At 69.0% G+C, this 11,937-nt stretch carries 16 protein-coding genes; 7 read left to right on the plus strand and 9 right to left on the minus strand.

The genetic code is table 11. From position 1 onward, the window contains the following. Positions 1 to 9 precede the first annotated feature (9 nt). The 6 genes from BN984_RS11150 to BN984_RS11175 all read right to left on the minus strand — a co-directional run bounded on the left by BN984_RS11150 (position 10) and on the right by BN984_RS11175 (position 4,912). Positions 10 to 450, minus strand: a complete 441-nt coding sequence (locus tag BN984_RS11150; protein ID WP_049968259.1) for a pyridoxamine 5'-phosphate oxidase family protein — start codon at positions 448 to 450, stop codon at positions 10 to 12. A gap of 73 nt (positions 451 to 523) precedes the next feature. Beyond that, positions 524 to 1,000, minus strand: coding sequence for a universal stress protein (locus BN984_RS11155; protein WP_008092438.1), 477 nt, complete (start codon positions 998 to 1,000; stop codon positions 524 to 526). Between the two features lie 30 nt (positions 1,001 to 1,030). Further along, positions 1,031 to 1,351, minus strand: coding sequence for a hypothetical protein (locus BN984_RS11160; protein WP_008092439.1), 321 nt, complete (start codon positions 1,349 to 1,351; stop codon positions 1,031 to 1,033). 114 nt (positions 1,352 to 1,465) lie between these two features. After that, entirely contained in the window at positions 1,466 to 3,895 is a 2,430-nt protein-coding gene (locus BN984_RS11165; protein ID WP_049968260.1) for a heavy metal translocating P-type ATPase, read from the minus strand. 2 nt (positions 3,896 to 3,897) lie between these two features. After that, a complete protein-coding gene (locus BN984_RS11170) occupies positions 3,898 to 4,692 on the minus strand; it encodes a sulfite exporter TauE/SafE family protein (protein WP_049968261.1) in 795 nt (264 codons plus the stop codon). A gap of 1 nt (position 4,693) precedes the next feature. Next, a complete protein-coding gene (locus tag BN984_RS11175) occupies positions 4,694 to 4,912 on the minus strand; it encodes a hypothetical protein (protein ID WP_004972354.1) in 219 nt (72 codons plus the stop codon). Positions 4,913 to 5,077: 165 nt separating this feature from the next. Between BN984_RS11175 and BN984_RS11180 the strand changes: the two genes are divergently transcribed. From BN984_RS11180 to BN984_RS11205, 6 genes are all read left to right on the plus strand, one after another. Beyond that, positions 5,078 to 5,305, plus strand: coding sequence for a hypothetical protein (locus tag BN984_RS11180; RefSeq protein ID WP_004044002.1), 228 nt, complete (start codon positions 5,078 to 5,080; stop codon positions 5,303 to 5,305). Beyond that, complete coding sequence (locus BN984_RS11185) at positions 5,306 to 5,845, plus strand: cytochrome c oxidase subunit II (protein WP_008092442.1); 540 nt, start codon at positions 5,306 to 5,308, stop codon at positions 5,843 to 5,845. Continuing rightward, positions 5,845 to 7,614, plus strand: a complete 1,770-nt coding sequence (locus BN984_RS11190; protein WP_049968263.1) for a b(o/a)3-type cytochrome-c oxidase subunit 1 — start codon at positions 5,845 to 5,847, stop codon at positions 7,612 to 7,614. The genes BN984_RS11185 and BN984_RS11190 overlap by 1 nt, the downstream gene beginning before the upstream one ends. Next, on the plus strand, positions 7,611 to 7,805 hold the full coding sequence (locus BN984_RS11195) for a hypothetical protein (protein ID WP_004971074.1): 195 nt from the start codon (positions 7,611 to 7,613) through the stop codon (positions 7,803 to 7,805). Before BN984_RS11190 ends, BN984_RS11195 begins: the two co-directional genes overlap by 4 nt. Before the next feature lie 206 nt (positions 7,806 to 8,011). Beyond that, entirely contained in the window at positions 8,012 to 8,233 is a 222-nt protein-coding gene (locus BN984_RS11200; RefSeq protein WP_008092444.1) for a hypothetical protein, read from the plus strand. A gap of 133 nt (positions 8,234 to 8,366) precedes the next feature. Continuing rightward, on the plus strand, positions 8,367 to 8,798 hold the full coding sequence (locus tag BN984_RS11205) for a universal stress protein (RefSeq protein ID WP_008092445.1): 432 nt from the start codon (positions 8,367 to 8,369) through the stop codon (positions 8,796 to 8,798). A gap of 12 nt (positions 8,799 to 8,810) precedes the next feature. On the opposite strand, the gene BN984_RS11210 is transcribed toward BN984_RS11205, so the two are convergent. Next, complete coding sequence (locus BN984_RS11210) at positions 8,811 to 9,212, minus strand: hypothetical protein (protein WP_008092446.1); 402 nt, start codon at positions 9,210 to 9,212, stop codon at positions 8,811 to 8,813. Between the two features lie 58 nt (positions 9,213 to 9,270). Further along, positions 9,271 to 10,335, minus strand: coding sequence for a S1C family serine protease (locus tag BN984_RS11215; RefSeq protein ID WP_049968264.1), 1,065 nt, complete (start codon positions 10,333 to 10,335; stop codon positions 9,271 to 9,273). A 204-nt stretch (positions 10,336 to 10,539) separates the two neighbouring features. Here BN984_RS11215 and BN984_RS11220 point away from each other — a divergent pair, with 204 nt between their 5' ends. After that, complete coding sequence (locus tag BN984_RS11220; RefSeq protein WP_008092448.1) at positions 10,540 to 11,199, plus strand: bifunctional 4-hydroxy-2-oxoglutarate aldolase/2-dehydro-3-deoxy-phosphogluconate aldolase; 660 nt, start codon at positions 10,540 to 10,542, stop codon at positions 11,197 to 11,199. A gap of 34 nt (positions 11,200 to 11,233) precedes the next feature. Here the strand turns inward: BN984_RS11220 and BN984_RS11225 are convergent, their stop codons facing one another. Beyond that, positions 11,234 to 11,929 (minus strand): carbonic anhydrase, encoded by a 696-nt coding sequence (locus BN984_RS11225; RefSeq protein ID WP_049968265.1) that lies wholly within the window; start codon positions 11,927 to 11,929, stop codon positions 11,234 to 11,236. Between the last annotated feature and the right edge of the window lie 8 nt (positions 11,930 to 11,937).

The raw sequence follows: 11,937 nt of genomic DNA on the forward strand, positions 1-11,937 counted from the left end.
CGAGACGGCTCATCTGGCTGTTTCGCGGCCCGTCAGCTCGTCGAGTTCGAGTTCGACGAGGTGGAACTCGAGGTCGTCGACCTCCTCGTCGAACACCCGGACGCCGCCGAACAGTTCGTTGATAGTCGTCGCGTCGGGGCGCTCGTCGTCCGGGAGGACGCGAATCGGCCCGCGGGCCATGATACTCCACGAGTCTTTGCCCGCGTCCTCGTAACAGACGAACGTCGCCTCCTCGGTCTCCTCGATGAACGCGAACTTCTCGCTTCGCCCGTCGTCGGTCAGACGGAACAGGAGTCGACCCCCCTCGGCGTCGTAGGAGACGTGCGCGGGAATCGCGTAGGAGCGCCCGCCGTCGGCCAGCGACAGCACGCCCGACGAGGCGTTCGAAAGCCGTTCGGTGACGGTCTCGGGGTCGGTCCCGACGGTGTAGACGTATCTGATATCTCGCATACGTGACGTTCGCGGCCGCGACACATGAAACGGTGGTGCGCGAGGCGAGTTCGCTGGACGCCGGGTCGGTGACTCAGGGGAGATAGAAATGCGACTTCGGGAACCGTCTGTGGATCTCCGGGGACGCGTGGCGGACGATGTGCACGTCGTGGGAGTCGTCGCTGGCGACGTTCCCGCCGACGCTGACGAGCGGGACGACGACGCGACCCGCGTTCTCGCTGCCGACGAAGACGACGCTCGCGTCCGTCTCGGACGCGACTGACTTGAGCTTCGCGACGATGTTCCCCGGAGCGGGGTTCCGGCCGACTGTGACTGCCTGAAACGACGCCGACGGCGCGATGTCGACTGCGGTTTTGTGGAGTTCGCCGACGACGGTCTGCCGGTCGAACACCTCTCTCGAGGGGACCCACCCCGCCTCGACGGCGTATTTCGAATCGTCGGGGACGACGGCGACCGCGAGCACGTCGTGGCCGGTTGCCGATGCGAACTGCGCGGCCCTGTCGAGCGCCGCGTTCGCCAGCGCGGAGCCGTCGTAGGCGACGAGATACATGCTTGCTGGTCGTGCGGCGGCCGTGATAAATCAGTCGTCGGCTATCGATTCGACCCGCTCGCCCGACGACGCGAGTCGGTCGAGGGCGTCCTGTGCGGCGTCGCTCACGGCGTCCGCGTCGCGGTAGGAGTCGCCGAGGCCGACCTCGCGGCGGTGCCACTCCCCGTCGGCGAAGGCGAAGATGTCGACCCACCAGTAGAGCGTCAGCCCCCGGGCGAACTCGGTGATGGTGACGCGCCGGTCCGAGTCGGGCGACTCGTAGACGGTCTTAGCGCTCGCCTCGTCGGTGTCCACGTCGGTCTCGACGGTCCACCCCTCCGGAACGGCGAGCGAGAAGGGGTCGTCTGTCATTATCGTTCCCGACGGGTCGGAGCGACTTGATTGGTCCGCTTTCGGCGACCGTCTCGGGAAGGCGACCGGTCGGCCGGCCGCGACGACCCCGGCTGCCGGTGGAGTGTCGGCGGCTCAGTCGAGCGACCGCGCCGAGTTGGCGACGACGAGAAGGCTCGACGTGCCCATGGCGACGGCGGCGAAAAGCGGGTTGAGCACGCCGAGGGCGGCCAGCGGGATGGCGACCGCGTTGTAGCCGAACGCCCATGTGAGGTTGCCGCGGATGCGGCGGTTCACCCCGGCGGAAAGCGAGAACACCTCGGGAATTGCGTCGATGTCGCGGCCGACGAGCACCGCGTCGGCGGCGTCGCCCGCGATGTCCGTCCCCGTGCCGAGCGCGATGCCGATGTCGGCGGCGGCGAGCGCGGGCGCGTCGTTGCTCCCGTCGCCGACCATCGCCACGGTGCCCCGGGCGCGGAGGCGTTCGACGGTCTCGGCTTTCGCCTCCGGCGGGACGCCCGCGAACACGTCTGTCACGTCCGGGTGGTCGCGGAACCGCCGCGCGGCGCGCTCGGAGTCGCCCGTGAGAACCACGACCTCGCGCCGGCCACCCTCGGCGACGGCGGCGACCACGTCGTCCCACGCGGCCCGCGGTTCGTCGCCGACGACGAGCACCGCCAGAGAGCGCCCGCCCCGGCCGACGACGACCGGGACCGCGCCCTCGTCGCGGGCGGCCTCGACGGCGGTCTCGTGGGCCGGGGAAAGCGTCGCGCCCTCGTCGCGGAGGAGCGAGGGGTGGCCGACGACGACGCGCTCGCCGTCGACTGCGCCGGAGACGCCGCGGTCGTGGACGGTCACGTCGTCGGCCGAGACCTCGGGAACCGACACGCCGGCGTCCTCGGCCGCCTCCACGACGGCGGCCGCGAGCGGGTGCGCGGAGAAGCGTTCCAACGCGGCGGCCGCGGCGACTGCGGCGGTCTCGTCTCCGACGACCCGGAGGACCGCCATGTCGCCGTCCGTGAGCGTCCCGGTCTTGTCGAAGACGACCACGTCAACGTCGGGGACGGCCTCGAAGACGGCCTCGGAGGCGACGACGATACCCCGGCTCGCCGCCTCCTTGATTCCCGAGGCGACCGCCAGCGGCGTGGCGAGGCCGAGCGCACAGGGACACGAGACGATGAGGACCGTGAGCCCCACGAGGAGCGCGTCGGTCGGCGTGCCGCCGCTGAACAGCGTCCAGCCGAAGGCGACGGCGGCGAGGACGAGCACCGTCGGGACGAAGATGGTCGCCAGTTTGTCGGCGAGGCGCTGGACGCCCGAGCGGGCGCTCTGGATGTCCCAGAGCAGTTCGACCAGCCGGTCGAGCGTGCTCGTCGCGTCCTCGCCGACCGCGACGACGAGCGGGCGGTCGGTGACGACGGTCCCGCCGAGCACGTCGTCGCCGGGGCGCTTCGTCCGCGGCATCGACTCGCCGGTGACGAGCGCCTCGTCGACCGCGGCGGTCCCCTCGCGGACGGTTCCGTCGACCGGAACGCGCTCGCCCGGCCGGACTTCCACGAGGTCGCCCGGTTCGAGCGCGTCGAGCGCGACCATCTCGACGGCGGTGTCGCCGGAGCCGTCGGCATCGCCGGCGACTCGCCGCCGGGCCTCCGAGACGCGGGAGGCCGCGAGGTCCGAGAGCATCCCGGCGGCCTTCCGCTTGATGCGGTCCTCGTAGTAGTTGCCAAGCGTGACGACGAGGATGATTGCGACGGTCACGTCGAAGTAGACGTGGGTCTCGCCGACGAGGACGGCGGCCGTCGAGTAGACGTAGGCGCTCGTCGCCGCCAGCGAGACGAGCAGGTCCATGTTCGGCTGGCCGGCGCGGAGGCTGACGAGCGCCCCGCGGAGGATGGGAAAGCCGGTGTAGAACAGGACGATGGAGGTCATCACCCAGATGTTGCCGAGGATGTAGATACCGTCGAACACGCCGAGTTCGACCACCGGCCGGACGCCGACGTAGGTCGGGTACAGAAACAGGACGTACCACAGCATCACCATCATGCCGAAGACGCCGCCGCCGATGACGAACCGCGCGACCTGGTTGTCGGGCCGTTCGGCCGCCTCGCGCTCCTCGGGGTCGCGCGTGCCGTAGCCGTAGCGGGCCAGTGTCCCCGACAGCCCGTCTAAGTCGGTGGCCTCCGGGTCGTAGGTGACGCGGACCATGTCGTTGGCGTAGCTGGCTTCCGCGGCGTAGACGCCCTCGCAGGTCCGCGCGGTTCCCGAGACGAACGCCTCGCAGGTGGCGCAGTGCATCCCGTCGACGGCCATGTACGTTCGCTCGGCGTCGTCGGGAACCTCGTCGGCCTCGCCCGCGAGTTCGCGCTCGACAGTCTCCGGGTCGGCGCTCGCGGCGTCGCCGAGCGCGCGGGTAATTTCGAGACAGCCGCGACAGCAGAACTCGCCGGCTACGCCGTCGCCGGTGACGGCCGGCGTCGGCGTCGGTAGTCCACAGAGGTCACAGCCCTCGGCGTCGGCGTCGCTTCCGCCGCCGGCCGACCCGCGGGACCGCGTCGTGGTCGACATCGTCACAACGGTTGGTAGAAGGGCACGTGAAGGTGCGGGACCGACACGCCCAGAAGCATCAGCCCGTGGGACAGCGGGATGTAGCCGAGGACGAGGAACGCCGCCCCGAGCGCCCGGTGGAGCGTCGCCCGCCGGCGCGCCGAGACGCGGCCCAGAAGCGTCCCGTAGAGGAACAGCGTCGGTACCGTCCCGAGGCCGAGCAGGCCGAGCAGGGCGGCGGCCCGGAGCGGTTCGCCTGTCGAGAAGGCGTAGAGGTACGCCGGGTAGATGATGGGACACGGGAGCAGGCCGTGAATCGCCCCGAGGCCGAGGATTCGCGGGCCGCCGACGAGCCTATCGACCCGCGCGGTCGCCCACCCGCTGACGCGACCGAACAGGCTCGTCACCGCGGTCGGGGTGAACCGGTCGATGGCGGCCGACTGCCCGACGAGGTAGCCGACGCCGGTGAGGATGATCGCGGCCCCGACGAGCAGGCCGGTCGTCGCGCGGACGCCGCTCCCGATGGCGGTCACCGAGTCGAACGCGTCGAAAAACAGGCCGCCGACGAGGGCGAAGGCCGCGCCGATGGCCGCGTAACTCAGCGCCCGGCCGACGTTGAACAGGGCGTGTTGGCGGACCTGCCGGAGTGTGAGCGACCGGCTATCGACGCCCTCGCGGTCGGCGAGGCGGTCGGCGTAGACGCTGACGAGCGGGCCACACATCCCGAGACAGTGCGCCCCGCCGAAGAGGCCGACGAGGAGGAACGCGACGGCCTCGGGCGTCGCGGCCGGCAGTCCGAGCGAGATGCCGCCGTCCATCTCAGGCGGCGTGTTCGCCGTCGGTCTCGGCGTCGCCGTCGCCGTCGTGACCGTGGCCGCCCTCGGTCGGGCTCATCAGGAAGTAGATGACCGCGGAGATGAGGAGCACGTTGACGGCCGTGACGACGCCCGCGAGGGGGTTTTTCGTCACGCCGAAGATGACCGCTGGCAGGAGCGCGAGCAGTGCGACGGTTCCGGCGCGTCGTGGCGTGAGTTCCATACCGGTCCATTCGCGACCACGGTGTTTCTGATTTCGCCCATTCCCACCGCGTTGGAATGGGGAGTTGCGTTAAAGTCCCGTTATTCCTCATGACCGGGTATGGCCGTTGATTCGACAGCAGAGGGAGCCGCGTCCTCTGCCGCGCGCACTTCCACCGACGGAGGCGTGCCAGCAAACGCGGATTCCCAAGGTGATTCCGGGCAGGCAGACCCCCCGGTCGACTCCATCGTCGGGACGGCCGACGACGGCATCGTTCGCGAACTCGGACACGACGATTTCGACCCGGTCGGGACGCTCGTGCTCGTCCTCATCTACATGGCGATTCTCATCGGCATGTGGGTGTTCATGTACTTCGTCGAGTTCCTCGGACGGGGCCTCACGGTGGTGGGATAGATGGAGATTCACGCCTACGAGAAACTCTGGTTGGCGCTGGCGCTCGTCCTCATCGTCGGGTTCATCGGGACGATTACTTACGGGGCCGCGGGCGCGGGTATCGACATGATAGACGACAAGGGCGGCACGGTCGACCCGGCGACGCTCGACCAGCATCCGAAGTTCGGCGACCCCGGCATCGAACGCAACGGGGAGAACAGCTACGACGTGTACGTCGTCGCTCGCCAGTTCGTCTTCGAACCCGGCACGACCGAGCCGCTCCGCGTTCCCGCCGGCAGCACGGTCACGTTCCACGTGACCGCCGCCGACGTCATCCACGGCTTCGAGGTCGTCGGCACGAACGCGAACACGATGGCCATCCCCGGGCAGGTCGCGGAGTTCACCGTCGAGTTCGGCGAGCCGGGCGAGTACGGGATGCTGTGCAACGAATACTGTGGCTCCGGCCACCACGTGATGGAAGGGAAGATTGTGGTTATGGAACAGGAAGAATTCGACAGTTGGTACGAGCAACAGCAGGCACAAGGGGAGGCTGAGAACTGATGGCGACCGCATCCGGCGGCGGCGAGTTCGTCGATAAGTTCCCCGACGAGGCGGCCGTCATCAAGGCGAGTTTCCTCATCGCGTTCGTCTCGCTCGGCATCGGTGCCTTCTTCGGCCTCGTTCAGGCGCTCCACCGAACGAACGTCCTCCGCGTCATCGACTCGGCGGACTACTACACCATGCTGACGGGCCACGGCGTGCTGCTCGCCATCGTATTTACCATCTTCTTCCTCTGCGGCGTGTTCCACTGGGCGGTCGCCAGAAGCCTCGACCGACCCGCCGAGAGCGCGCTGTTCTCGTGGGCGTGGGTCGGCCTGATGACGACGGGCGCGGTTCTGGCCACCATCGCCATCCTCGGCGGCTTCGTCCCGAACCTCGGCATGAGCGCGGACGTGCTGTTCACGTTCTACGCGCCGCTCCAAGCCCACCCGATATTCTACATCGGGCTCGCGATGTTCATCGTCGGGACGTGGCTCTCCGGCGCGGACTGGTTCCTCTCCTACCGCGCGTGGCGACAGGACCACCCGGACGAGCGCATCCCGCTGCAGACGTTCATGGTCCTCACGACCATGATTATGTGGTACATCTCCACCCTCGGCGTCGCCGTCTCGGTGGTGTTCTTCCTCATCCCGTGGTCGCTCGGTCTCATCGAGAGCGTCAACCCGCTTCTGACGCGGACGCTCTTTTGGTACTTCGGCCACCCCATCGTCTACTTCTGGCTGATGCCGGCGTACCTGCTTTGGTACACCGTGCTCCCCAAACTCGCGGGCGGTCGCCTGTTCAGCGACCCGCTGGCACGCGTGGTGTTCCTCCTGTTCCTCCTGCTTTCGACCCCGGTCGGGATTCACCACCAGTACCTCGACCCGGGCATCGCGGAGGGCTTCAAGTTCATCGCCATGACGAACACGATGTTCCTGCTCCTCCCGTCGCTGCTCACGGCGTTCACGGTCGTCGCCAGCGTCGAACACGGCGCGCGCCAGCGCGGCGGTAAGGGCTACCTCCGCTGGCTCGGCGCGCTCCCGTGGCGCGACCCCGCCTTCACCGGCATGGCGCTCGCGGGTGCGATGTTCGCCGCCGGCGGCTTCTCCGGCATGATCAACGCCGGGATGAACATCAACTACCTCATCCACAACACGCTGTGGGTGCCGGGGCACTTCCACCTCACCGTCGGCACGGCCGTCGCGCTGACGATGATGGCCGGCTCGTACTGGCTCGTCCCGCAGGTCACGGGCACGAAGCTCTACAGCCGTCCCATCGGCCTCCTGCAGGTCATCATGTGGTTCGTCGGCATGGTGTTCATGTCGAACGCGATGCACCGCGCCGGCCTCGCCGGCATCCCGCGGCGCACCGCCGAACCGCAGTACCAGAACTTCGAGTTCCTGACGCCCATCGGGAGCATCTTCGAGCTTCGGGTGCAGATCGCCCTCGGCGGGACGCTCCTGTTCCTGTCGGTGGTGCTGTTCCTGTTCAACATCCTCCTGACCTCGCTCGGCGAGGAGTCCGACCGGCCGGTCGATTCGCACCTCCCCGAGCCGCTTTCGGGGCCCGAGGGGAGCCCGCGCATCCTCGACAACCTCGCGATGTGGACCGGTATCGCGGCGGTGCTCGTCGTGCTCGCGTACACGCTCCCGCTGGCCGGCATCATCCAGAACGGCGGCGGACTGTTCGGCGGCGGCCTCCCCGTCCCGGCGACCGTCTCGGCCGGCTTCGACCTCGTGTTTACGACGGTCACGAGCGCGTTCAACACCCTCTGGGGGGTCGTCGCGTGAAGCTCACGAAGGCACGGGCGCTCATCCTCATCGCGTTCAGCGTCCCCGTCGCCATCGAACTGCGCACGGTGGCGGGCTTCTTCAACGTGGAGCTCCCGCTCATCGCCGTGGCGGTCATCGAGTTCCTCTTTCTCGCCCTGCTGTTCGTGCTGTACGGGCTCTACGGCGAGGGGTCGGAGTCGGCGGCGTAACCGACGACCCGGACACACGTTTTCGACAGGCCGGGCGCTCGTTTCGACGCCTGAGTTTCCGATTCGTCGCCGCAGTACCGCCACGCGACGAGCCCCGTACCGGTATAAAACCCCCGCGATAGCGTGGAAGACGCCCGGTCAGTTTCCCGGTCGCTGGGAAGCAGTCTCCGTTTATATTCGATAGTCCCGCGTAGGTACAAGCGATCATGAGCAACCTCGACTTGATGAAGGCCGGCATCGGCCTCGCGGTCGTCATCGGTATCGTCCTCACGGCGGTCGCCGGCTACGCGCTGTTCGCAACGTTCGGCGGTATCGAAGGCCTGACCGTCGCGCCGGAACTCCTCGTCTCCGTCCTCTTCGGCGGCCTGCTCGTCGCGGCCGCCGCGGGCGTCCGGAAGGTCGTTCCCCGGCCCCGAACCCGTATCTGAGCGATCGCACCGACCGCACGACCGGCTCCGCTGACCTCCGTTCTCCGTTTCCCGACCCGCTGAGCGACTGCACCGCCCGATTGCCCTGACGCGAAGGCGAAAAGCGATATCGACCGAACACCAATGGAATGACATGTACGACACCGTTCTCGTCCCCACCGACGGCAGCGCCCGCTCCCGGGCGGCGGCCCGTCGCGCCATCGACCTCGCGAGCGCCTACGACGCGTCGATTCGGGCCCTCTCGGTCATCGACGTCGGCGACCTCGGGCTGTGGACGGCCGCCGACGTGCCGGTCGAGCGAGTGCGCGCGAGCCTCCGCGACGCCGCCGAGATGGCCGTCGAAGAGGTCGCGTCGCTCGCCGCGGACGCGGGCGTCCCCTGCGAGACAACGGTCCGAGTCGGCGTGCCGTACCGGGAGATACTCGACGTGGCCGACGAGGGTGACGCGGACCTCGTGGTGATGGCGACGCACGGCCGGACCGGTCTCGAACACGCGGTTCTCGGAAGCACGACAGAGCGGGTCGTCAGGCTCGCCGACGTGCCGGTGTTGACGGTCAGAGAGTGAACCGACCCCGACTCAGACCAGCGCCCTGAGTCCGTCGCGGAGCGCCCGCCGGCCGTAGACCGCGAGGCCGACGGCTCCGGCCGCGCCCAAGAGGAGCGGAATCACGTCGAAGCCGTCGACTGCGAGCCGGAGCGCGCCCCAGACGAGGAACGCGGCGGCCTGCGCGACGTAGAACGCGAGCGTCTCGTTGAACGGGACGAATCCCCCGGCGAGGAAGACGACACAGAGGAGCGCGATGCCGACCACGTCGGCACTCATCGGCGGGAGCCAGCCGAGCGCGACCGCGCCGACGGCGAACGCACAGAAGACGACGCCGACGGCGAGCCGTAGCGGCGCGATTTCGGCGAACAGCGATTTGTCCGGCGGGACGACGTTCGAGCCGCCATCCGCCGGCGTCGTAGATGTCGGAGGCACAGTCGTACGTTCGTCCGGAACTGTCAAAGTTCTATTCTCTCGTCCGGTCGCGGTCCGCTTACTCCACGGGGATGCGACTGCCGCCGTCCCCGCCAGTCCGGTCGTCGCGGTCGATGGCGGGGCGCTCGTCGAGTTCGACGACGAGCGTCAGCGGGTCGCCCTCGCGGACGATGCCGACGGCGACCGGTTCGCCGGGGCGAGTTTCGGTGATGAGGTAGCGCATCAGTTCCTCGTGGGTGCGGACCGGGTTGCCCTCGATGGCGACGAGCACGTCGCCGCCGACGGGAATCGGAGAACCGCGGTAGTCGGCCGATTCGTGACAGCCGTGGAGGAATCCCTCGTCACCGTCGGCACCGGCGGCGTCGACGACGAGGACGCCGTGGGGCGCGTCGAGGCCGTTCACCTCGGCGACGGTCGGCGTCACGTCGAGGGTGCGCGCCCGGAGGTACGAGTGGCGGTAGCGACCGTCGGCGACGAGCGCCGGAAGGATGCGGTTGGCGATGACGGGCGAGACGGCGAAGCCGATGTTGTCGCCCTGTTTAGCGCGGTTGACGCCGACGACCTCGTAGGCGGGGTCGGCGGTGTCGCCGCCGTCAGCGGTCGAGTCGCCCTCGGGGGCGGCGAATCCGACGAGCGGCCCGCCCGAGTTCCCGGGGTTGATGGGTGCGTCCGTCTGGACCACGTCCGGGATGGCGAACCCGTTCGAGGTGGGAAGCGACCGGTTCGCTCCCGAGACGATACCCGCGGAGATGGAGCCGTCGAGTCCCAGCGGGTTCCCGAGGGCGGCGACCGAGCGTCCCGGCGCGGGGTTCTCGGTCGCCAGCGGAAGCGCCGCGGCGTCTTCGGGCAGGTCGTCGACGGCGACGACGGCGAGGTCGGTGTAGGCGTCCGCGCCCACGACCTCGCCGACGCGCCACGACCCGTCGGCAAAGCGGAGTTCGACCCGGCCGGCGTCGCTGGCGTCGGCGAGCCGAGAGACGTGCTCGTTGGTGACGAGATGCCGGTCGTCGTAGACGAAGGCGCTCCCCGCCCCGCCGGGGCGTCGGCGGCCGCCGACGTAGACGGAGACGAACGAGGGGATGACGTCGCGATACAGCGCTTCGAAATCGGGATACGTTGGCATGGTGGTGCGACGAGGCGGCACATACCGCCGGGGCGTCGCTTACCTCGGGTTAGCGCCCAGCGAATTTGAGCATGTCGCACGGTGACAGCCAACACGACTGTCACGGGCGGCGGAGCGGTCGGGAGCGGCGGCCGCGGGTCGCGAGCGAAACGATGCCGCGAGACCCCCAATTTAATACTATCTGTAGTAAACGTCGAGACAGCAATGGTCGCACTCGACGTACACGAGGACATGCAACGACTCGCCGACAGCGGCGTCGTCGCGGTGATGCGCGGCGCGGATGCGGACACCATCATCGACGTGGCCGACGCGCTCCACGAGGGCGGCGTCACCGCCTACGAAATCACGGCCGACAACCCCGACGCGATGGACCTCATCCGCGAGGTATCGGCGTCCTTCTCGGACCGCGAGGCCATCGTCGGGGCCGGGACCGTCCTCGACGCGCCGACCGCCAACGCGGCCATCCAGGCCGGCGCGGAGTTCGTCGTCGGGCCGAACTTCGACGAGGGCGTCGTCGAGACCTGCAACCGCTACGGGACGCTCGTCGCGCCGGGCATCATGACGCCGACCGAGGCGGTCGACGCGTACTCCGCGGGCGCGGACCTCGTGAAGGTGTTCCCCGCCTCCTCGCTCGGCCCCGGCCACCTCAAGAGCATGAAGGGGCCGCTCCCGCAGATTCCGATGATGCCGACCGGCGGCGTCGGCCTCGACAACGCCGCGGACTACATCGACGCCGGGGCGGTCGTCGTCGGCGCGGGCGGCGCGCTCATGGACGGCGAAGCCATCGAAAACGGCGACTTCGAGGTCATCACCGAGACGGCCCGCGAGTTCTCGACCGTCATCGACGACGCTCGGGACGACTGAGTCCGAACCCGAACTGACCACCCATCAATCGCTTTTACCGAATCGACTGCACGCGCTCTTCGAACCCTGCGGGAACCACGTCCGCGAGCGCGTCAGGGTCCGACTCGCCGTTGGCCGCGACGAGGTAGGCCGCGCCGTCGTCGTCGCCGTAGACGCGCTGGAAGTCGTAGACGAAGCCCCAGCAGTCGGTCACCTCTGGCACCTCGTCGCTCTCGGTGAGGTACTCCACCTGCCGGACGACCGCGTACTCGACGAGTCGGTTGACCGCCTCGCCGCCCGGCGTGTCCGCGTCGAACACGCCGAGTTCGCGGGCCTCCTCGGCGAGCGGAACGAGCCGCGAGACGGCGGCTTCGACCGCCGGGGGAAGGTCCCCGACGCTCCCGCCGGCGACGGTCTCGTAGGCGGCCGTCACCGCGCCGCAGCCCGTGTGCCCGAGGACGGCCACGTCGGTCGTCCTGAGCGCCGAGACGGCGTAGCCGACGGCGTCGTTGACGACGAGTTTCCCGTCGACTTCGGTCCACACTTGGTTGCCGACGTTGACCGACGTGAACAGCTCGCCGGCTTTGTCGGCGCTCCAGACAGCGTCGGCCGGGACGCGAGAGTCAGAACAGCTCACCGAGACGACCGCCGGCGACTGCGCCTCGCGCACGCCGTCGAAGTGGTCGGCGGCGAGGCTCTCGACGTGCCGTGCGTTCCCGGCCAAGAGTGACTCCAGCACCGTTCGCGTCATTGGTGTAG

The sequence above is a fragment of the Haloferax prahovense genome, from assembly GCF_000723845.1.
In the GTDB taxonomy this organism is placed as follows: Archaea; Halobacteriota; Halobacteria; order Halobacteriales; family Haloferacaceae; genus Haloferax; species Haloferax prahovense.

Coding starts and splice junctions, on each gene's coding strand:
- BN984_RS11150 (WP_049968259.1), bottom strand. CDS start 450: ATGCGAGATATCAGATACGTCTACACCGTCGGGACCGACCCCGAGACC.
- BN984_RS11155 (WP_008092438.1), bottom strand. CDS start 1,000: ATGTATCTCGTCGCCTACGACGGCTCCGCGCTGGCGAACGCGGCGCTC.
- BN984_RS11160 (WP_008092439.1), bottom strand. CDS start 1,351: ATGACAGACGACCCCTTCTCGCTCGCCGTTCCGGAGGGGTGGACCGTC.
- BN984_RS11165 (WP_049968260.1), bottom strand. CDS start 3,895: ATGTCGACCACGACGCGGTCCCGCGGGTCGGCCGGCGGCGGAAGCGAC.
- BN984_RS11170 (WP_049968261.1), bottom strand. CDS start 4,692: ATGGACGGCGGCATCTCGCTCGGACTGCCGGCCGCGACGCCCGAGGCC.
- BN984_RS11175 (WP_004972354.1), bottom strand. CDS start 4,912: ATGGAACTCACGCCACGACGCGCCGGAACCGTCGCACTGCTCGCGCTC.
- BN984_RS11185 (WP_008092442.1), top strand. CDS start 5,306: ATGGAGATTCACGCCTACGAGAAACTCTGGTTGGCGCTGGCGCTCGTC.
- BN984_RS11190 (WP_049968263.1), top strand. CDS start 5,845: ATGGCGACCGCATCCGGCGGCGGCGAGTTCGTCGATAAGTTCCCCGAC.
- BN984_RS11200 (WP_008092444.1), top strand. CDS start 8,012: ATGAGCAACCTCGACTTGATGAAGGCCGGCATCGGCCTCGCGGTCGTC.
- BN984_RS11205 (WP_008092445.1), top strand. CDS start 8,367: ATGTACGACACCGTTCTCGTCCCCACCGACGGCAGCGCCCGCTCCCGG.
- BN984_RS11215 (WP_049968264.1), bottom strand. CDS start 10,335: ATGCCAACGTATCCCGATTTCGAAGCGCTGTATCGCGACGTCATCCCC.
- BN984_RS11220 (WP_008092448.1), top strand. CDS start 10,540: ATGGTCGCACTCGACGTACACGAGGACATGCAACGACTCGCCGACAGC.
- BN984_RS11225 (WP_049968265.1), bottom strand. CDS start 11,929: ATGACGCGAACGGTGCTGGAGTCACTCTTGGCCGGGAACGCACGGCAC.